Genomic DNA, 19,681 nt, shown 5'->3' on the forward strand with positions numbered 1-19,681 from the left:
AACACCCTATCCACTGAAGGTCTTGGCGGGCAAAAAACAAGCCGAGGATTATACCCGAGCTATGACCTCACGCGCCAGTTGAGGTCGGGGTTTGTGCAGGAACTTTGCGTTTTAACAGGTTGAGCAGCTGGACTTTCTCTTCCGCATTCAACCCTGTTTGACGTTCTTTCCTGATCAGATGTTCCAGGCTACGCTCGCGTTGGCGGGCGGATAAGCTAGTTATAGTGTCGAAAAACTGTTGTTCAAGGTTGTCGGCCTCAATCAGCCATTCTTTCTCTGCTAATGCGCGCAACAGTCGGCCTTGTTCGGTGCCATGCCAGCGCGCAATCAATTGAAGTGAACGCAACGTGGGGTTTTTCTGCAGTGCTTCGAGCAGAGAAACCAGTAGCTGCGCGTAAATATGGTCTTCTGCGGCCAGCTGGCTGGCATCTTCGACTTTCGCTGCCAGTTGCGGGTGGTGCAGAAGTGTTCTTAGCGCGGTCAGCGTCGGTGGTTCCACCGTCGCGGGTGTGCGTGGGCCGCGGGGTTCGAAGTCAGGCCGTTTGCCTTTCTTGTCCCAGGGTTTTTTATCCCACTTCTTTTGACCGCCGGCTTTCTTTGGCGTCCATTCCGGCTGCGCTTCGTAGGCGTTGTGAGGCTGATAATCAGCGTAGTCGGGAATGGCGTCGTAATCTATGTTCGGGTCATAACTGGGTGGCGCTTCTGCGGGTGCGCTCTGCACCAACTGATGGACGGCTTCGCTGTTCAGCCCGGTAATCTCACTCAGGCGTTGACGCATGAGCGTACGTAAGTTGGCGCCCGGCACCTTGTCGATCAGCGGTGCGGCCAGGGTCGCCATGTGGGCCTTCCCCTCCAGCGAGCGCGGATCGGCTTCTTTGGTCAGCTGCTCAAAAAAATAATCGGCCAGCGGTTGCGCGTGCTGGTTGATCCGCGCCTTGAATGCATCGGTCCCTTCCGAGCGGACCAGCGTATCGGGGTCTTCGCCTTCAGGCAGAAACAGGAAGCGCGCGCGTCGTCCATCCTGAAGGCTCGACAGTGCAGCTTCCAGTGCACGCCAGGCGGCATTGCGGCCGGCCTGGTCGCCGTCGAAACAGAACAGTACGTTGGGCACTACCCTGAAGAGCCGCTTAAGGTGCTCTTCGCTGGTCGCTGTCCCCAGCGTGGCGACGGCATTGCGCAAGCCTTGCTGGGCGAGGGCGATGACGTCCATGTAACCTTCGACCACGATGATTTCATCGAGGTTGCGGTTGTATTTGCGCGCTTCGAACAGGCCGTAGAGTTCCTGTCCTTTGTGAAATACCGGTGTTTCCGGTGAGTTCAGGTATTTGGGTTTGTCGTCGCCCAATACTCGACCGCCAAACGCAATGACCCGGCCACGACTGTCGCGGATCGGGAACATCACGCGGTCGCGGAAGCGGTCATAACGCTTGCCGGTCTCGGCATTTTCAATCAGCAGGCCCGCGTCGATCATGGCCTTTTGCTGCAGTGTGTCGCTGCTCAAATGCTTGTACAGGTTGTCCCAGCCGGGTGGAGCAAATCCCAGGCCGAAATCGCGCGCGATCTCGCCGGACAGGCCGCGGCCTTTCAAGTAGTCCACCGCGGATTTGCGCGTCGGATGGCTTTTAAGGGCTTGGCGATAAAACTCGGCGGCTGCCGTCAGGAGCGGATACAGCGGCGAGTCGGTCGGCTGACGTGGTTTTTGACCTTTGACGCCTTGTTCGTGCGGGACTTCCATGCCGGCGGCTTTGGCCAGTTCCTCGACGGCCTGGGGAAAATCCAGGTTGTCGTGGTCCATCATGAAACCGAGGGCATTGCCGCCTGCGCCGCAACCAAAGCAGTAATAGAACTGTTTGTCCGGGCTGACGCTGAACGAAGGGGTTTTTTCTTTGTGGAACGGGCAGCAGGCGCTGTAGTTCTTCCCGGTTTTCTTCAATTGCAGACGTGAACTGACAACATCGACGATGTCGGTGCGGTTCAGAAGGTCGTCAATAAAGCTCTGGGGAATTAGCCCGGCCATGGCGTTCTCATCATCAGGCGGCCCGCCAGCAAAATCGTGGCGAAACTAAAACGTAACGACATTGGCCTTTGCGGACCATTGTGTTCACTAAACTGATATTGGGAGACGCTGCCTTGATTGAGCTTCTTTCGAAGATCAGCGAGGCGTGCTCGTCGTGTGCCTTGATTCGTTCGTCAGTGTAGACGCGATCAACGCAGCCTGAATCAGACTAGACGTGCCTTGACGGGGTTTGTCTGAGACGCAGTTGACGTGCACCTGCGGCTTAGACAGCCTCTGTCAATGAATCTTGAGGCTTGATGTGCAACTGCCGGCAGCCCGGCTTTGAGGCCGGGCGTGGCAGAAACTTGCGACGGACGTCTGTAAATTAATACAGACGAACGGCACGGCGCTGTTCGCGCTGTACTTTCTTCGCGTGACGCTTAACAGCAGCTGCTGCTTTACGTTTACGCTCCGAAGTCGGCTTCTCGTAAAATTCGCGGCTACGAACTTCAGCCAGAACACCGGCTTTTTCGCAGGAGCGCTTGAAACGACGCAGAGCTACGTCGAAGGGTTCGTTCTCTTTAACTTTGACGGCTGGCATCCAGAGCTACCTTCATTCATTACCGGGGTCAACGACTCGTGCAAAAACTGCACATAAGTTCGTCGGTTTTTAAGGGTTGCGGATGTTAACCCCTCATTGAGAGGAATGCAAAGCCTCTGATCGAAAACCGCTAGTCGGGGGCTGGAGTGGCGACTATTATGCGCGCCTTCGAATAAGGCGCAAACCCATGCTAGTACTGGGATTAGAAACCTCCTGCGACGAAACCGGTGTCGCACTTTATGACAGTGAACGGGGCCTGCTGGCCGACGCATTGTTCAGCCAGATCGACCTGCATCGCGCGTACGGCGGGGTTGTACCCGAGCTGGCTTCGCGTGATCACGTCAAGCGTATGCTGCCGCTGATCCGCCAGGTGCTGGCTGAAGCAGACTGTGTCGCCACCGAAATCGACGCCATTGCGTACACCGCAGGTCCGGGTTTGGTCGGGGCGTTGCTGGTAGGCGCCTCCTGCGCACAGGCGCTGGCCTTTGCCTGGGGCATTCCAGCCTTGGGCGTGCATCACATGGAGGGGCATCTCCTGGCGCCAATGCTCGAAGAGCAGCCTCCCGAGTTCCCGTTCGTCGCTTTGTTGGTTTCCGGCGGCCATACGCAGTTAGTTCGGGTCGATGGCATCGGTCTTTATCAGGTGTTGGGCGAGACGCTGGATGATGCCGCCGGTGAGGCGTTCGACAAAACCGCGAAGATGATGGGCCTGCACTATCCGGGCGGCCCGGAGATTGCGCGACTCGCGAGTCGGGGCGTGGCAGGGCGTTTCGTCTTCCCGCGGCCGATGACCGACCGACCGGGTCTGGCGTTCAGCTTCAGCGGTCTTAAAACCTTCGCCTTGAACACCTGGCATCAGTGCCAAAGCGCTGGAGACGACGGTGAGCAAACCCGTTGCGACATCTCTCTGGCCTTCCAGCATGCGGTGGTAGAGACTTTGACCATCAAGTGCAAGCGCGCCCTCAAGCAGACTGGTCTCAAGCGTCTGGTCATCGCTGGCGGCGTCAGTGCCAATACAGCGTTGCGCCTGTCGCTGGAAAAAATGCTCGGCGAACTGCATGGCAATGTTTTTTATGCGCGGCCCGAGTTCTGCACCGACAACGGCGCGATGATTGCGTTTGCCGGTTGTCAGCGTCTTCTGGCGGGGCAGAAAGAGGATTTGAGCATCAGCGTGCAGGCCCGCTGGCCGATGGAGCAATTGTCAGGGCTGTAACGGCGTCAACCTGAGTCCGGTTCATGGCGATGATTCAAAAATGCCGTTCGCGCCCGGCAAACAGGTCGCGTAAATTGCCGCGATGGCGCCACACGATCAATAGGGTGAGGATGCTCATCGGCAGTAGCGCTTGAGGCTCCTGCCACGCCAGTAATGGCAGGGTCAGCGGGGTGGCGATCAGCGCCGCGAGTGAGCTGGTGCGGGTCAGGTAGAACACCAGCAGCCAGGCGCAGATAGCCAGCGCTGCTGCAGGTGGGAACAGGCCCAGCAGCATGCCTGCCGCCGTGGCAACACCCTTGCCGCCACGAAAGCGAAAGTACACCGGAAACAAGTGACCCAGGACCGCGCAAAGGCCTATCCAGGCTTGCTGTTGAGGATCAAGGTCGAGCAGTCGGGCGGCCAGGACGGGGAGGAGACTTTTACAAACGTCGCCGATCAGGGTTAGAACGGCGAGCTTTTTGCCCGCCAGACGCAACATATTGGTCGCGCCGGCATTGCCGGAACCGCTGGCGCGCGGGTCGGGGCTGCCAGTGAGGCGGCTAAGCAAAATGGCGAAGGACAGTGAGCCAAGCAGGTAGGCGAGGGTCGCCAGTAACCAAAACATGCTAACTATTCCGGGCGAGGACGCCCTGATTCTAACGGCGCATCGCGCCCTTGTCGTGCAGCGGAGAAAAGTGCTTGGACAGAGTTTTTATCGAGGGTCTGGAAGTCGATACGGTTATCGGCGCCTATGACTGGGAACGTGGCATTCGCCAGTGCCTGCGTCTGGACCTGAGTTTTGCCTGGGACATTCGGCCTGCTGCGGCGGGCGATGATCTGAGCAAGGCGCTCGACTACGCTAGTGTCTCGGCACGAATTCAGGCGTTTGCCGAAGACGCAAAATTCCAGCTGGTCGAGACGTTTGCCGAGCGCCTGGCTGAAGTGTTGATGAGTGAATTCCAGATTCCCTGGCTGCACCTCAAACTGACCAAGCCAGGCGCCGTTGCGGCGGCTACGGGTGTGGGCGTGGAGATCGAGCGCGGATGTCGCTAACCCAGATATTCCTCGGCCTCGGCAGCAATATCGAGCGCTTCAAGCACCTGAGCGCAGGGCTTGAAGCGCTTGATGGATTCTTGCAGCAAATGACCTGTTCGCCGGTATTCGAAAGTCAGCCGGTGGGGATCAAAAGCGGGCCATTTTTTAATCTGGTGGTGACGGGGTATACCGATCTGCCGCTGATGGAGCTGGACCGCCGTTTGAAATTCATCGAGGCGGATAACGGTCGCTATGCCCCGGAGCGCCGGGGCTTGCCGTTGGATATCGACGTGCTGCTCTACGGGGAGCAGGTCGGTAATTTCGATGGCTTGATTCTGCCTCGCGCGGAAATCCTGAAAAATGCGTTCGTGCTTTGGCCGTTGTCGTTGATCGCGCCAGAGCGGCTGCACCCTGGTGTGAACAAATCCTTCAAGGATTTGTGGCGGGACGCGCAGATTGATCAGGTGCTGGCGCCGGTTGCGTTTGAGTGGCGCGGGATGCCGTTGACGCCTGAGGCTCTGTTAAGCACTCATCCCTAGCGATACACAGGCCTGGTCCTGGTATCGCAGGTCTCAAGCGTTGTACGTCGCCTTGTAAGCTTGCACCGCCTTCAAACGCTCCTGCTTCAACGCTTCGCCCAGCTCGGGCCCTTCGTAGCCCTGATCGCGCAACGGCTGCACAGCCACGGTTCGTGCAGCGTTGGCGGCCCCTCGCAGATACTCGGCCTGGGGGTAATCGCGCTGTTCGAAGCCCAAGCGGCCTCGGGCATCCATCTCGCACCCGGCGATAAACTCCTCGAAACGTTGTGGCCGACGGTAAATGTCGAAGCTTTGCATCAGCTCAAACAGCGTCGACGCTTTTAGCTCCAGCGCTCGGTGTCCATGGGTGTGGTACTGGCCGACCAGCATTGCCAGCTCCTGACAATCCCGGGGAACCTTGAAGCGTGCATTCACGGCTTTGATCAGGCGCAGGCCTGTGTGCTCGTGAGCGATGTGCCGAGGCCATTCGCTTTCCGGTGTCAGGCCTTTCCCCAAATCATGCAGCAGGCATGCCCAGCGCACGCTCAGCGGCTGATGATGGATTGCGGCCTGCTCCAGGACGCTGAGCACGTGCTGACCCGTGTCGATTTCCGGATGGTGGGCTGCGGGCTGCGGTACGCCGAACAATGCATCGACTTCCGGAAACAGTACCTTGAGTGCCCCGCACTCGCGCAGCACCTGGATGAACACCTGGGGCTGATTTTCCATCAGGGCGCGGGAGATTTCCTTCCAGCTGCGCTCGGGGGTCAGGGCCTCCAGTTCGCCAGACGCGCTGAGCTGCTGCATCAGCGTCATCGTCTCGGGTGCGATGGTGAAGCCGTCCGCGGCATAGCGTGCGGCAAAGCGGGCGACACGCAGTACGCGCAAAGGATCTTCGGCGAACGCCGGTGATACATGACGTAAAATGCGCGCTTTAAGATCTTCTTGGCCGTGGTAGGGGTCAGTCAATCGACCCTGCGCATCTTCCGCAATGGCGTTGATCGTGAGGTCCCGACGAATCAAATCTTCTTCAAGGCTGACCTCTGGATCCGCGTGGAAGATGAACCCGCCATAGCCTGTGCCGCTCTTGCGTTCCGTTCGGGCAAGGGCATATTCCTCCCCGGTTTTCGGGTGCAGAAATACCGGGAAATCCGCACCAACCGGGCGGAAACCCTGGCTGAGCATTTCATCGGCGGTTGCGCCCACCACGACCCAGTCGGTATCGGCGACGGTCTTGCCCAACAGGCGATCACGTACTGCGCCGCCCACTTTATAAATCTGCATAAAAAACCTCCGTAAGCGCGACAGGATAACCCTTGCGACGCACTCACGGAGGTTAAAACAGAAAACGCTTACAACCGTTTATAGGTGGATGACGGCCAAGTCGAGCCGGGGATATTCACTGTCGGCATGCTCTCCTTTGGGGGGGACATGATGGGTTTTCATGATCTGATCGCCCTGCAGTGTCTCCAGATGAATATCAAAGCCCCACAAGCGATGCAGGTGCTTGAGCACTTCCTCCGTGGAATCTCCCAGCGGTTTGCGATCGTGCTGTTGGTGGCGCAGGGTCAGAGAGCGGTCGCCACGGCGGTCGATGCTGAAGATCTGCACGTTTGGTTCGCGGTTACCCAGGTTGTACTGGGCGGCCAGGGTTTCCCGAATGGTTTTGTACCCCGGTTCGTCATGGATGGCGGGAACGAGCAGGTCGTCCTTTTGATCGTCGTCCATGATGCTGAACAGTTTCAGGTCGCGAATCACCTTGGGCGACAGGTACTGCAGGATAAAACTCTCGTCCTTGAAGCTGCTCATGGCGAACTTGATGGTGGCCAGCCAATCGCTGCCGGCGATGTCCGGGAACCAGTGGCGGTCTTCATCGGTGGGGTGCTCGCAAATCCGCCGGATATCCCGGTACATGGCGAACCCCAGGGTGTAGGGGTTGATACCGTTGTAATACGGGCTGTCGAAGCCCGGCTGGTAGATGACGCTGGTGTGCGATGTCAGGAACTCCATCATGAAGCCGTCGGTCACCAAGCCTTCATCATAGAGATCGTTCATCAGGGTGTAGTGCCAAAAGGTCGCCCAGCCTTCGTTCATCACCTGGGTCTGACGTTGCGGATAAAAGTACTGCGCGATCTTGCGCACGATCCGCACCACCTCCCGCTGCCAGGGCTCCAGCAGTGGCGCATGTTTTTCGATGAAGTACAGGATGTTTTCCTGTGGCTCGGAGGGGAAGCGAGCATTGTCCTTGTCGCTGTTCTTGTCCGCGCCTTTCGGAATGGTCCGCCACAGATCGTTGATCTGCTTCTGCAGATGTTCTTCACGGTCTTTCTGCCGCCGACGTTCTTCCTCGGCGGAAATAGGGTAAGGGCGTTTGTAACGGTCAACGCCGTAGTTCATCAATGCGTGACAGGAGTCGAGCAAGTCTTCTACCGCGTCGATGCCATGCCGCTCTTCACACTGCATGATGTACTGCTTGGCGAACACCAGGTAATCGATGATCGAGCTGGCGTCCGTCCAGGTGCGAAACAGGTAATTACCTTTGAAGAAGCTGTTATGCCCGTAGCAGGCATGCGCCACGACCAGCGCCTGCATGCAGATGGTGTTTTCTTCCATCAGGTAAGCGATGCAGGGATCCGAGTTGATGACGATTTCATAGGCCAGCCCCATCTGGCCACGACTGTAGGATTTCTCGGTGCTGAGGAAGTGCTTGCCGTAGGACCAATGGTGATAACCCAGTGGCATGCCGACAGACGCGTAAGCATCCATCATCTGCTCGGCGGTGATCACCTCGATCTGGTTGGGGTAGGTGTCCAGGGCGTAACGCTTGGCAATACGGCCGATCTCCCGGTCGTAGGCCTGGATCAGTTCGAATGTCCACTCTGAGCCCGTGGACAGGGGTTGGCGTTTCTGCTCTCTAGCGGTCATGTTGCTAACCTGCGCTGGAAGAGTTCACGGAATACCGGATAGATATCACCGGCAGAGACCAGCTGTTGCTGGGCAAACGTATCAGAGAACGCTTCACTGATGCGCTCGTATTCAAACCACAGCGCTTGATGCTCGCGTGGGGTGATCTCCACGTAAGTGTAGTACTGCACGAAGGGCATGATCTGCTTGATCAAGATGTCGCGGCAGATCGGTGAGTCATCGTTCCAGTTGTCGCCGTCCGAAGCTTGCGCCGCGTAAATGTTCCACTCGTTGGTCGGGTACCGCGCGGCCATGATCTCCTGCATCAGTTTCAGCGCGCTGGAAACGATGGTGCCGCCGGTTTCCCGGGAGTAGAAAAATTCCTCCTCGTCGACTTCGCGGGCGCTGGTGTGATGGCGAATGAACACGACTTCAATTTTGTCGTAGTTACGCTTGAGGAACAGGTAGAGCAGGATAAAGAAACGCTTGGCGATGTCCTTGGTCGCTTGGGTCATGGAGCCGGAAACGTCCATCAGGCAGAACATCACCGCCTTGGAACTGGGGTTGGGTTGCTTGACCAGCAGGTTGTACTTGAGGTCGAACGTGTCCAGGTAGGGCACTCGACGAATACGGGCGTTGAGTCGCTCAATTTCGGCCTCAAGCGCCTGAATGTCGCCGAAGTTGTCGGGTTCTTCGCGCTTCATGCGCTCCAGTTCACTAACGGCTTCGCGCAGTTTTGCACGGCTGCTGCCAGACAATGCAATGCGTCGTGCATGGGCTGAGCGCAGGGTGCGGATGATGTTTATCCGTGACGGGTTGCCCTCGTTGCTGATCCCCGCGCGCACGGTTTTGAAGGTGTCGGTGCCCATCAGGTTGCGCTTCACCAGGTTGGGCAGTTCGAGGTCTTCGAACATGAATTCCAGAAACTCTTCCTGGGTAATCTGGAAGACAAACTCATCCATGCCTTCGCCTGAATTGCTGGCCTTGCCCGCGCCTTTACCGCCACCGCCTCCTTGTGGACGGGCGATATGCTCACCCGTGGTGAATTCCTTGTTACCGGGATGAACGACGGTCTGTTTGCCGCCGCGACCATGATGAAGTACCGGTTCGTCGATATCGCGACCGGGAATACTGATCTGTTCGCCGTGCTCCATGTCGGTAATGGATCGGCGGCTGACCGCCTCTTCGACGGCTTTTTTGATGTGGTCACGGTAACGCCGCAGGAAACGCTGGCGGTTTACCGTGCTCTTGTTCTTGCCATTGAGACGTCGGTCGATCACATAACTCATGACTGCTCCTTCGAAGCTGTCTTGAAAAATGGCGGGCTGGCATGACGTTTAGAACAATGTGACGGGCGTGCGCCACTTTTGCTCTGCCTGAGCCTCGCTGTCGATTTCTAAAACAACCTCTTGGAGCCTGTGTAGCAGAAAACGCTGACACAGGCTCTCGGCTAACGACAACCGGTGTAACCGGCAGCGGGTTATTGTGATTTTCTAACCCGCAGATACCACTCGGACAGCAGTCGTACCTGTTTGTCGGTGTAACCGCGTTCGACCATCCGTGTGACGAAGTCGTTGTGTTTTTGTTGATCCTCTTTGCTGGCTTTGGCGTTGAAGCTGATAACCGGCAGCAGGTCCTCGGTGTTCGAGAACATTTTTTTCTCGATCACCACCCGCAGTTTTTCGTAGCTGAGCCACGTTGGATTTTTGCCGTTGTTGTTAGCCCGCGCACGCAATACGAAGTTGACGATTTCGTTGCGGAAATCCTTTGGATTGCTGATGCCGGCAGGTTTTTCGATTTTTTCCAGTTCCTCGTTCAGCGCGACACGATTGAGGATTTCGCCGGTTTCCGGATCGCGGTACTCCTGATCCTGAATCCAGAAGTCTGCGTAGAGCACGTAGCGGTCGAAAATGTTCTGGCCGTATTCGCTGTAGGACTCCAGGTAGGCGGTCTGGATTTCTTTGCCGATGAACTCGATATAGCGCGGCGCCAGGTACTCTTTGATGAAGCGCAGATAACGTTCGCGGGTTTCCGCCGGGAATTGCTCCTGCTCGATCTGTTGTTCGAGCACGTACAGCAGGTGAACCGGGTTGGCGGCGATTTCATGCGGGTCGAAGTTGAAGACTTTCGACAGGATCTTGAACGCGAAGCGTGTCGACAGGCCGTTCATCCCTTCATCGACACCGGCGTTGTCACGGTACTCCTGAATGGACTTGGCTTTTGGGTCGGTGTCTTTGAGGTTCTCACCGTCATACACCCGCATCTTCGAGTAGATGTTCGAGTTTTCGGGCTCTTTGAGGCGCGACAATACGGTGAACTGTGCCAGCATTTTCAGGGTGTCAGGCGCGCAGTGGGCGTTGGCCAGCGAGCTGTTGAAAAGCAGCTTGTCGTAGATTTTGATCTCATCGCTGACCCGCAAGCAGTACGGCACTTTGACGATGTAGATTCGGTCGATGAAGGCTTCGTTGTTCTTGTTGTTACGGAAGCTGTGCCATTCCGATTCGTTGGAGTGGGCCAGCAGGATGCCGGTGAACGGGATCGAGCCCAGGCCTTCGGTACTGTTGTAGTTACCTTCCTGAGTGGCGGTCAGCAACGGGTGCAAGACCTTGATCGGCGCCTTGAACATTTCGACGAATTCCATCAGGCCCTGGTTGGCCCGGCAGAGTGCCCCGGAGTAGCTATAGGCATCAGCGTCGTTCTGAGGGAATTCTTCCAGCTTGCGGATATCGACCTTGCCCACCAGTGCAGAAATGTCCTGGTTGTTCTCGTCCCCTGGTTCGGTTTTCGCCACGGCGATCTGGTTGAGGACGGAGGGGTACAGCTTGACCACGCGGAACTGACTGATGTCGCCCCCGAACTCGGCCAGACGTTTGGTCGCCCAAGGCGACATGATGGTGTTCAGGTAGCGCCGAGGGATTCCAAAGTCTTCCTCGAGAATCGCACCGTCTTCAGTCGCATTGAACAGACCGAGCGGTGACTCGAAAACGGGTGAGCCTTTGATGGCGTAGAAGGGCACTTTCTCGATCAGCTGCTTGAGCTTTTCAGCCAGCGACGATTTACCGCCACCCACGGGGCCGAGCAGATAGAGGATTTGTTTCTTCTCCTCGAGGCCCTGCGCGGCATGCCGGAAGTAGGAGACGATCTGATCGATGCATTCTTCCATGCCATGGAAGTCTTCGAACGCCGGGTAGCGGCGGATCACCTTGTTGGAGAAAATCCTGGATAACCGTGAGTTGGCCGAGGTATCCAGCAGCTCAGGCTCGCCTATGGCCAGCAGAAGACGTTCTGCGGCAGAGGCATAGGCGCTACGGTCGCTTTTGCAGAGCTCTAGATACTCCTGTAACGAGAGCTCTTCCTGGCGTGTCGATTCAAAGCGTTGTTGGAAGTGGCTAAAAATACTCATGACGTCACCTCGCTCGATACGTGGAGCCGGCGGCGGATCGTCAGTCGATGTCGATGCTGGCATACAGCTGAAATCCAGCTGCTGTTTACCCCCCAGAACACCATAAAGTTACTACCGATGACCCGCGCGCCGGTGTACCGGCTCTCCCCTGATTTGGATGGCCTACGGCTAAGGATAGTTCGGAATCAGAAAGAGAAAGAAGGGATGAGCAATAAGTCTGTCTGACCGTCTGTCAGTTCGAGGCCCAAGCCCGCGCGGGGCGCGGGATCGGGCAATATAAAAAAATTATTCTGGGGTGCTTTGCGCGGTTTCGTCGGGATAGGTGCTGCGCCATAACTCAAAACCGCCATCCAGGCTGTAAACATCCGAAAAACCCTGCCCCACGAGATAGGCTGCGGCGCTTTGGCTGGAGTTGCCGTGATAGCAGACGACCACCAAGGGTTTGTCCAGATCGGCCTTGGCGATAAAGTCGGCGATGGAGTGGTTATCCAGGCGCTGCGAGCCGGGGATGTGTTGGGCGTCAAACGCCTGGGGGTCGCGTACGTCGACCAATACGGCGCCTTGTTCGCGCAGGGAGTGGGCTTGCGCGGGAGGGATGCGCTTGAACTCGGTCATGGACTGGGCTCCTTGGGTTTGGCTGGAAAGTGGATTCTAACGCTTGCTGGTGGTGTGTAACCCGGCACCTGCAATTGAAGCAGGGTTGGCGCGTGCCAGGCCCTTGTTGTCGCAATTGCAACGGTGCAGCTCGCCGCTGTCAACGTTGAGCAAGGTCATGGCGCTGCCCCAGACACAGCCCGTGTCGAGCGCAATCACGTTGGGTTCGGTGCACTTGCCTTCAAGGGCTGCCCAATGGCCGAAGATAATCTTCACGTCACTGGTTTTACGATCCTTGTAACTGAACCATGGGGCATAACCGGGCGGGGCGGTGTCTGCACCTTCCTTGCCTTTGAGGTCGAGCTTGCCGTCGCTGGTGCAGAAACGCATGCGTGTGAAGTAGTTGGTGATCATCCGTAGTCGCGTCACGCCGCGCAGGTCTTTGTCCCACTTGGCAGGTTCGTTGCCGTACATGCCATCGAGAAAAGGCTCGAGCAGGTTGTCGTCACGCAGAGCTTCTTCGACTTCGCTGGCGCATTTGAGCGCCTTTTTCAGCGTCCACTGGGGTGGGATGCCGGCATGCACCATGGCGATATTGCGTTCGGCGTCGTAGTGCATGAGCTTTTGCTGGCGTAGCCAATCAAGCAGGTCGCCGCAATCGGGTGCTTCAAGCACTTCGCGAAGGGTGTCGTTTTTCCTGAGCCGCTCGATATTGCGTGAAGCCGCGAGCAAGTGCAGATCATGGTTGCCCAGCACGCAGACCAGCGCGTCGCGAATGCCGTACAGAAAGCGCAGGGTTTCGAGTGATTGCGGGCCGCGATTGACCAGATCCCCCACCAGCCACAGGCGGTCTTTACTCGGGTCGAAGGCGACATGTTCGAGGAGGCATTGCAGGGGTTCCAGGCAGCCTTGCACGTCACCGACGGCATACACCGCCATCAGTGCAGGGCCCCGGGCACCGCCAGGCGAAAGGGTGCAATGACCGCATCGAAACGCTTGCCGTCTTCGGCCAGCATTTGATAACTGCCTTGCATGTTGCCGACTTTCGTCATCATGACCGTGCCGCTGCTGTAGGTATGGCTTTGCCCGGCTTTGATCAGGGGTTGTTGGCCAACCACGCCATCCCCCCGAACTTCCTCGACATGGCCGTCACCGTCGGTGATGACCCAGTGCCGGGAGAGCAGTTTGGCGGGCAGCTCGCCACTGTTGTGCACCGTGACGGTGTACGCGAACGCGAAACGGTTCTGCTCGGGTTGCGACTGTTCTACGAGGAAGCGAGTGACGACGCTGACGTCGACCTGATAACGGGGATCGGACATGCAAGAGGCCTTGAAAGCAAAAGCGGAGAAAGGCGGACAATACCGGTGAAATCCAGTCTAGGGCATTTAGGAGGTAAAAAACCAACCCTCTGCAGGCTGTGTGCCTGCAATGGCGTTTTAACCTCCTGGATACCCAGTCACTTTACTCTGCGATGGGTTGCTCGCTCAGTTTGTCCGCCAGGCGGACGAAGGCTGCAAGGTCCAGTTGTTCGGGGCGCAGGCTGCCATCGACGCCAGCAGCTGTAATCTCTTCGCTGCTGAGCAACGCCTTGAGTGTATTGCGCAGGGTCTTGCGGCGTTGATTGAAGGCTTCACGTACGACGCGTTCGAGCAGGCGATGATCCTTGGCCGGGTGCGGCAACACATCGTGTGGCACCAGGCGGACAATGGCCGAGTCGACTTTAGGCGGCGGATTGAACGCGCCAGGTCCGACGTTGAACAGGTGTTCGACGCGGCAGTGGTACTGAACCATGATCGACAGGCGACCATAATCACCACCGCCAGGGCCTGCGGCGAGACGCTGGACCACTTCTTTTTGCAGCATGAAGTGCATGTCGCGGATCAGATTGGCGTTCTGCAGCAGATGGAAGATCAGCGGCGTAGAGATGTTGTACGGCAGGTTGCCGACGACTCTCAGGCTGTTCGGCGCCGGGTTCAGACTGGTGAAGTCGAACTTCAGTGCGTCGCCCTGATGCAGATGGAAGTTGGGCTTGTTGCCGAACTGATGCATGAGGATCGGGATCAGGTCTTTGTCCAGCTCAACCACATCCAGTTGTGCACCGCTGTTGAGCAGGCCTTCGGTCAGGGCGCCCTGGCCCGGGCCGATTTCCAGCAGGCGATCTTCCGGGCGGGCACGGATGGCACGCAGGATTTTATCGATCACGCCTGCATCGTGCAGGAAGTTTTGCCCGAAGCGCTTGCGCGCCCGGTGTTGGAATTGCTCGGTCATGAATGCGTCTCGGCCATCTGGTAGGCGGTTTCCAGGGCGACCTTCAGGCTGCCGGTGTCGATCTTGCCGCTGCCGGCCAGATCCAGTGCGGTGCCGTGATCCACTGATGTGCGGATGATCGGCAAGCCCAGCGTCACGTTGACGGCGGCGCCGAAGCCTTTGTACTTCAGCACGGGCAGGCCCTGGTCGTGGTACATCGCCAGCACTGCATCGCAGTGCTCCAGATATTTGGGGGTAAACAGAGTGTCGGCAGGCAGTGGGCCGCGCAAGTCGAGGCCCTCACTGCGCAGGCGCTCCAGAGTAGGTTCAATGATGTCGATTTCTTCGCGGCCCAGATGTCCACCTTCGCCGGCATGCGGGTTAAGCCCGCAGACCAGAATACGTGGCTGGGCAATGCCAAACTTGTTGACCAGATCGGCGTGCAGGATCCGCGTGACGCGTTCCAGCCGCGCCGGTGTGATCGCATCGGCCACTTGGCGCAGGGGCAGGTGAGTGGTCACCAGTGCCACACGCAAGTCGCCGGTGGCGAGCATCATCACGACCTGTTCGGTGTGCGTCAGCTCGGCGAGGAATTCGGTGTGACCTGAAAAGGCGATGCCTGACTCGTTGATGACGCCCTTATGTACTGGCGCGGTAATCATCCCGGCAAAGTCGCCATCGATACAGCCCTGTCCAGCGCGGGTCAGCGTCTGCAGCACAAAGGCAGCATTGGCTTTGTCCAGTTGGCCTGCGGTCACGGGCGCCTGCAAGGGCGTGTCCCAGACGTACAGGCTGCCAGCCGGGGCGGGCAGGTCTGGCCAGGCATCGGGGGTCACCGACAACAGATTGACGGCCACGCCCAGCAGTGTGGCCCGCTCGAGGAGCAGGTCACGGCTGGTAATGGCAATCAGGGGGTGCGGCTGAGGTTGCGAGGCGAGCAGCAGGCACAGGTCGGGACCTATACCGGCCGGCTCGCCGGGTGTCAGAGCAAAGCGCAGTGGCTTCACTGCACAGCCTGACCAGCTTGGCCGGTCTGCTCAGCGCCTGGGAGCTTGATTTCAACGTAGGCTTCGTCGCGGATCTGACGCAGCCAGGTTTGCAGCTCTTCATCATATTTACGGTTGCGCAGCACAGTCAGAGCCTGCTGATCACGGGCTTGATCGGTGCTGTCGGTGGCGCGACGGCCAAGGACTTCCAGAACATGCCAGCCGTAAGGCGTTTTGAACGGTTTGGACAATTCGCCGGCTTGAGTATTGGCCATGACTTCGCGGAATTCCGGTACCAAGGAGTTTGGATCGACCCAGTTCAGGTCGCCACCGTTAAGTGCCGAACCCGGATCTTCGGAGAAGCTTTTCGCCAGCTCACCAAAGTCGTCGCCGTTCTTGATGCGCTCATACAAGCGCTCGGCCAGACGGTGAGTCTCCTCTTCGCTGCGGATTTCGCTCGGCTTGATCAGAATGTGGCGTACGTGCACTTCATCGCGCATCAGTGATTTACCCTGGCCTCCGCGTTTTTCCAGCAGCTTCAGGATAATGAAGCCACCGGGTGTGCGTGCAGGCGGTGTTACATCGCCCACTGGCATGGAGCCAAGCATCTTGTCGAACGGTGGTGGCAACTGAGCGGCTTTACGCCAGCCCATATCACCGCCGTCCAACGCGTTTTCGCTTTTGGACTTGGCAATCGCCATCTGGCCGAAGTCGGCGCCGCGCTTGAGTTGATCGTAAACATCCTTGGCGTCACTGGCTGCCGCCTGGATCGCCGACGAAGACGCGCTGTCGGGGGTGGCGATCAGGATGTTGGCCAGGTGGTATTCCTCGGACATTTGCATCTTGCCCATATCAGACGCGAGGAAGTTCTTCACTTCCTGTTCCGACACCTGGATACGCTCCTGAACCCGGCGCTGACGCACCCGGCTGATGATCATTTCCCGGCGGACCTGTTCGCGAGCGTCGTTATAGGACAAACCGTCATGAGCCAGCGCGGCGCGGAATTGATCCAGGCTCATGCTGTTGCGCTGGGCAATGGTGCCGATGGCCTGATTCAGCTCTTCATCGGTGATCCGGATACCGGAGCGATCACCGATTTGCAGCTGGATATTCTCCACAATCAGGCGCTCGAGCACTTGCTGGTCCAGAGCGCTCGCAGGCGGCACACCAGAGCCACGCTTGGCGATGGTCTGCTGTACCTCACGGACTCGCTGGTCCAGCTGGCTTTGCATGATCACGTCGTTATCGACGATGGCCACGACCTTGTCGAGGGGCTGCACCGCAGCGTGCGCTGTGGTGCCCAGGAGTAGCGCGCCCAGCAGGAGCGGGCGCAGACAGTTAGAAAGCTTTGTCTTCACGTTCTTGATAACCCTGAATGCCTTTGTCGAGGAAGGATTCAACTTTGGCGCCAGTAACACCGCCCAGTCCCTTCAACACAACTTGTAAGAAAATGCCGTGGTCGCCTTTTTCGTTCTGAGGCGCTTGTTGGCTGAACTCGTCGTAGTCAATCCAGTAGCGGTTGATCAGACGCAGCTTCCAGCAGCAGTTGTCATATTCAAAGCCACCAAAGGCTTCGAGGGTACGGTTGCGGTTGTAGTCGAACTGCCAGCGGCTGATCGCGCTCCATTGCGGCACGATTGGCCAGATCACCGAGAAGTCGTGTTGCTGGATTTTGTAGTAATCCTTCACGTAGCCCGGTTGGCCTGGGGTGCCGTAATCGCCACCGCCAACGCTCCACTTACCGGTGGTCTGGTCGTAACGCACCAGGTCATTACGGTAGCGGTAACCGGCGTTGATGATCTTGCCCGGGTTGTCTTCAGGCTGGTAGTGCATCATCGCGCTGCCAGAACGGGTGCTGCGGCTGTCCGGATCCCAGTTGAAATCGGACGTCGCGCGCCAGTCGCGGTTGAAGCGGTATTCGTATTCCAGTGCATAAGGCGATACGTTGGCCAGAGCATCGGCACGCGTATGGTAATCAATGCCTGGCAGTTGAACCTTGCGATCCTTGAAGTACATCGCTTGACCGATGCTGAAGCGTTGGCGTTCGAAGCCATTGTCTTCAATCCAGCGGTTGGTGATGCCCAGGGACAGTTTGTTCTCGTCACCAATACGGTCGGAGCCCACGAAACGATTGTCGCGGAACAGCGAGGCATAGTTGAACGTGGTTTCACTCGTGTCGAAAACCGGGATGTCGTTCTGGTCTTTATCCGGCACGTAGAGGTAGAACAGGCGCGGTTCCAATGTCTGGCGGTAGTTTTTGCCGAACCACTGGGTGTCTCTGTCGAAGTACAGACCGCTGTCGATGCTGGCGATAGGCACAGCACGGTCTTGCGAGCTGTTGAACGTCTGTTGGGTAGGCGATGTCAGGTTCGCGTTCGACAACAGATAGTCTTTACCTTGGCTATCAAGACTCAGATCGTACTTGGTGTACACATACTTGAGCGACGGCTTGATAAAGCCATACGTCCAATTCATCGGCAGGCTGACAGCCGGAGCAAGATTCAGGCGGTCGCCGTTGGCACGAGCAAGGCCGGACACGTTTGTATCGAGGCGGGGACTGGTTCCGCCATCCTTGTCGACAAAATTACCTGTCTCCAGATTCCGGTCAAAACGTACAGCTTCGGTCTCGTAAGCGAAGTTCAACCCGCCCGGATGATACGGCAGCGCACCGTTGAAGGTGAGTTGCGGCAGGCGATTGTACGGGGTGATATCCGCAACGGTCGCCAGCTTGAACGCCTGCATGTTGAACCGTGCGGTGTAGTCGTCGCCGCGCCAGGTCAGGGAACCTTGCTGATTGATGTAGTCAGTTTTCTTGATACCGATCTGATCGGTCTGCAAATCCTGGAAGTAGTACGGGTCGCTGATGTCGGTGTAGTCGACTTGACTCATCAGACGCGAATCCAGACCACCCTTGTGCTGCCAGTTGATCATCCAGCGTGTGTCTTTGTAATCTGTCTGCAGCTGGCGATCATTGTCTTGATCGTTGAGGTACGCGCCGCCGAACTGGCCTTCGCTTGTTTTGGTCAGGTAGCGGAACTCACCTTCCATCAACAAACCGCGTTTGCCCATAAAGCGCGGGTACAACGTGGCATCGTAGTTAGGTGCCAGGTTGAAGTAATACGGCGTGACCAACATCAGACCGGTCTTGCTGTCGCTGCTGATAGACGGCGGCAGGAAGCCAGACTGGCGACGATCATCGATCGGGAAATAGATGTACGGGGTGTAGAAGATCGGTATGTCTTTGACCCGCAGTGTCGCGTTGGTCGCGGTACCGAAACCGGTGGCCGGGTTCAAGGTGATGTTATTACCCTTGATTTCCCATGCGTTGCTGCTCGGTTCACAGGTGGTGTACGTGCCGTCCTTGAGTCGAATGATCGCGTTCTCGGCACGCTTGGCGTACAGCGCGCTCCCGCGAATATTGGACTTGTGCATCACGTATTCGGCGTTGTCGACTTTGGCTTCGCCGGTATCGAGTTGCAGCTCGGCGTGGTCACCGACGATCAGGGCGCCGTTCTGGCGAAGACGGACATTGCCGTTCAGTTCGCCACGGTTTTCGGTCTGATGAAGGCTGGCTTCTTCAGACTCGACCTGCAGGCCACCTTGACGCAATACCACGTCACCGGCCAGGGTCGCGACCTGTTCTTCCTGCTGATAACGAGAGGCCTTGGCACCGACGAACATCGGCGCGTCGCTCATCTTCGTCTTGTCATTCATGCCAGGACGGATCGGCTCGACGTAGGCACCTGAACAATAGGGGCCTGTTTCGGCCAATTGAGCCGGGGTAAGTTTCTCCCGCGGAACCCAATCCAGGTGGCTGTAGTCAGCACTGCGCGACTTCAGGCCTCGGCCTTTGGCTTCGGTGACCAGCGTGGGGGTGGCTTTTTCGCCGCCACGGGAGCCGCTGTCCGAAGGGCCCTGGCCATTCGAACTGACAGCGTCCGTGCTATGCACGGGCCGCGGCGGCAGTTGAGCAGCGTTGGCTTTCGGCGCGCAATCCCAGGTGCCCGAAGCAGAGACTGAGCAGTCATACTGTTCCGCGGCAACCACGAATTGAGTGGCTAGAGGTTGCATCGCCAGCAAACTGCCGGTTACGAGCAACGGAAATTTTTTACGGAACGCGGGGGATTTCAATGCCATCTTATTAGTCCGGGCTTCCTGCGTGCCATCTGCCGGCGGGGGGCCGCACGCCTCTCGATGGGCTGAAA

General features: G+C 57.8%; 17 protein-coding genes. 3 read left to right on the forward strand and 14 right to left on the reverse strand.

All coding sequences use genetic code 11. The features are described from left to right. Positions 1-67: 67 nt before the first annotated feature. Both dnaG and rpsU read right to left on the reverse strand, forming a co-directional pair. Positions 68-2,017, reverse strand: coding sequence for a DNA primase (dnaG, locus tag AC1MEA_RS09525; RefSeq protein WP_219064378.1), 1,950 nt, complete (start codon positions 2,015-2,017; stop codon positions 68-70). Between the two features lie 364 nt (positions 2,018-2,381). Beyond that, positions 2,382-2,597, reverse strand: a complete 216-nt coding sequence (gene rpsU, locus AC1MEA_RS09530) for a 30S ribosomal protein S21 (RefSeq protein WP_002551877.1) — start codon at positions 2,595-2,597, stop codon at positions 2,382-2,384. 187 nt (positions 2,598-2,784) lie between these two features. Between rpsU and tsaD the strand changes: the two genes are divergently transcribed. Beyond that, on the forward strand, positions 2,785-3,810 hold the full coding sequence (gene tsaD, locus AC1MEA_RS09535) for a tRNA (adenosine(37)-N6)-threonylcarbamoyltransferase complex transferase subunit TsaD (protein ID WP_480917567.1): 1,026 nt from the start codon (positions 2,785-2,787) through the stop codon (positions 3,808-3,810). Between the two features lie 34 nt (positions 3,811-3,844). Here the strand turns inward: tsaD and plsY are convergent, their stop codons facing one another. Continuing rightward, positions 3,845-4,414 carry a glycerol-3-phosphate 1-O-acyltransferase PlsY gene (gene plsY, locus AC1MEA_RS09540; protein WP_219064376.1) on the reverse strand — a complete coding sequence of 190 codons (570 nt, stop codon included), beginning with the start codon at positions 4,412-4,414 and terminating at the stop codon, positions 3,845-3,847. A gap of 74 nt (positions 4,415-4,488) precedes the next feature. Here plsY and folB point away from each other — a divergent pair, with 74 nt between their 5' ends. Together folB and folK are read left to right on the forward strand one after the other, a co-directional pair. Continuing rightward, a complete protein-coding gene (gene folB, locus AC1MEA_RS09545) occupies positions 4,489-4,842 on the forward strand; it encodes a dihydroneopterin aldolase (protein WP_219064375.1) in 354 nt (117 codons plus the stop codon). Beyond that, on the forward strand, positions 4,833-5,363 hold the full coding sequence (gene folK / locus AC1MEA_RS09550) for a 2-amino-4-hydroxy-6-hydroxymethyldihydropteridine diphosphokinase (protein ID WP_480917569.1): 531 nt from the start codon (positions 4,833-4,835) through the stop codon (positions 5,361-5,363). The genes folB and folK overlap by 10 nt, the downstream gene beginning before the upstream one ends. A gap of 33 nt (positions 5,364-5,396) precedes the next feature. Here the strand turns inward: folK and AC1MEA_RS09555 are convergent, their stop codons facing one another. The 11 genes from AC1MEA_RS09555 to AC1MEA_RS09605 all read right to left on the reverse strand — a co-directional run bounded on the left by AC1MEA_RS09555 (position 5,397) and on the right by AC1MEA_RS09605 (position 19,613). Beyond that, positions 5,397-6,626, reverse strand: coding sequence for a multifunctional CCA addition/repair protein (locus AC1MEA_RS09555; protein WP_480917571.1), 1,230 nt, complete (start codon positions 6,624-6,626; stop codon positions 5,397-5,399). 78 nt (positions 6,627-6,704) lie between these two features. After that, positions 6,705-8,267 carry a SpoVR family protein gene (locus tag AC1MEA_RS09560; protein ID WP_219064372.1) on the reverse strand — a complete coding sequence of 521 codons (1,563 nt, stop codon included), beginning with the start codon at positions 8,265-8,267 and terminating at the stop codon, positions 6,705-6,707. Continuing rightward, positions 8,264-9,535 carry a YeaH/YhbH family protein gene (locus AC1MEA_RS09565; RefSeq protein WP_219064371.1) on the reverse strand — a complete coding sequence of 424 codons (1,272 nt, stop codon included), beginning with the start codon at positions 9,533-9,535 and terminating at the stop codon, positions 8,264-8,266. Before AC1MEA_RS09565 ends, AC1MEA_RS09560 begins: the two co-directional genes overlap by 4 nt. Positions 9,536-9,726: 191 nt before the next feature. Continuing rightward, positions 9,727-11,649 (reverse strand): PrkA family serine protein kinase, encoded by a 1,923-nt coding sequence (locus tag AC1MEA_RS09570; protein ID WP_449633914.1) that lies wholly within the window; start codon positions 11,647-11,649, stop codon positions 9,727-9,729. Positions 11,650-11,934: 285 nt separating this feature from the next. After that, complete coding sequence (gene glpE / locus AC1MEA_RS09575; protein WP_219064369.1) at positions 11,935-12,264, reverse strand: thiosulfate sulfurtransferase GlpE; 330 nt, start codon at positions 12,262-12,264, stop codon at positions 11,935-11,937. 36 nt (positions 12,265-12,300) lie between these two features. Next, on the reverse strand, positions 12,301-13,182 hold the full coding sequence (locus AC1MEA_RS09580) for a symmetrical bis(5'-nucleosyl)-tetraphosphatase (protein ID WP_480917574.1): 882 nt from the start codon (positions 13,180-13,182) through the stop codon (positions 12,301-12,303). Continuing rightward, positions 13,182-13,562: a Co2+/Mg2+ efflux protein ApaG gene (apaG, locus tag AC1MEA_RS09585; RefSeq protein WP_219064367.1), complete on the reverse strand. Its 381-nt coding sequence runs from the start codon at positions 13,560-13,562 to the stop codon at positions 13,182-13,184. The genes AC1MEA_RS09580 and apaG overlap by 1 nt, the downstream gene beginning before the upstream one ends. A 142-nt stretch (positions 13,563-13,704) precedes the next feature. Next, positions 13,705-14,511, reverse strand: coding sequence for a 16S rRNA (adenine(1518)-N(6)/adenine(1519)-N(6))-dimethyltransferase RsmA (gene rsmA / locus AC1MEA_RS09590; RefSeq protein WP_219064366.1), 807 nt, complete (start codon positions 14,509-14,511; stop codon positions 13,705-13,707). Beyond that, positions 14,508-15,497 carry a 4-hydroxythreonine-4-phosphate dehydrogenase PdxA gene (pdxA, locus tag AC1MEA_RS09595; protein WP_480917575.1) on the reverse strand — a complete coding sequence of 330 codons (990 nt, stop codon included), beginning with the start codon at positions 15,495-15,497 and terminating at the stop codon, positions 14,508-14,510. The genes rsmA and pdxA overlap by 4 nt, the downstream gene beginning before the upstream one ends. Beyond that, positions 15,494-16,834, reverse strand: coding sequence for a peptidylprolyl isomerase SurA (surA, locus tag AC1MEA_RS09600; protein ID WP_480917576.1), 1,341 nt, complete (start codon positions 16,832-16,834; stop codon positions 15,494-15,496). Before surA ends, pdxA begins: the two co-directional genes overlap by 4 nt. Further along, the gene (locus AC1MEA_RS09605) at positions 16,815-19,613 is read right to left on the reverse strand and encodes an LPS-assembly protein LptD (RefSeq protein WP_480917577.1); all 2,799 of its coding nucleotides are present in this window, start codon (positions 19,611-19,613) and stop codon (positions 16,815-16,817) included. The genes surA and AC1MEA_RS09605 overlap by 20 nt, the downstream gene beginning before the upstream one ends. Between the last annotated feature and the right edge of the window lie 68 nt (positions 19,614-19,681).

This window comes from Pseudomonas sp. ASL8 (assembly GCF_056680355.1).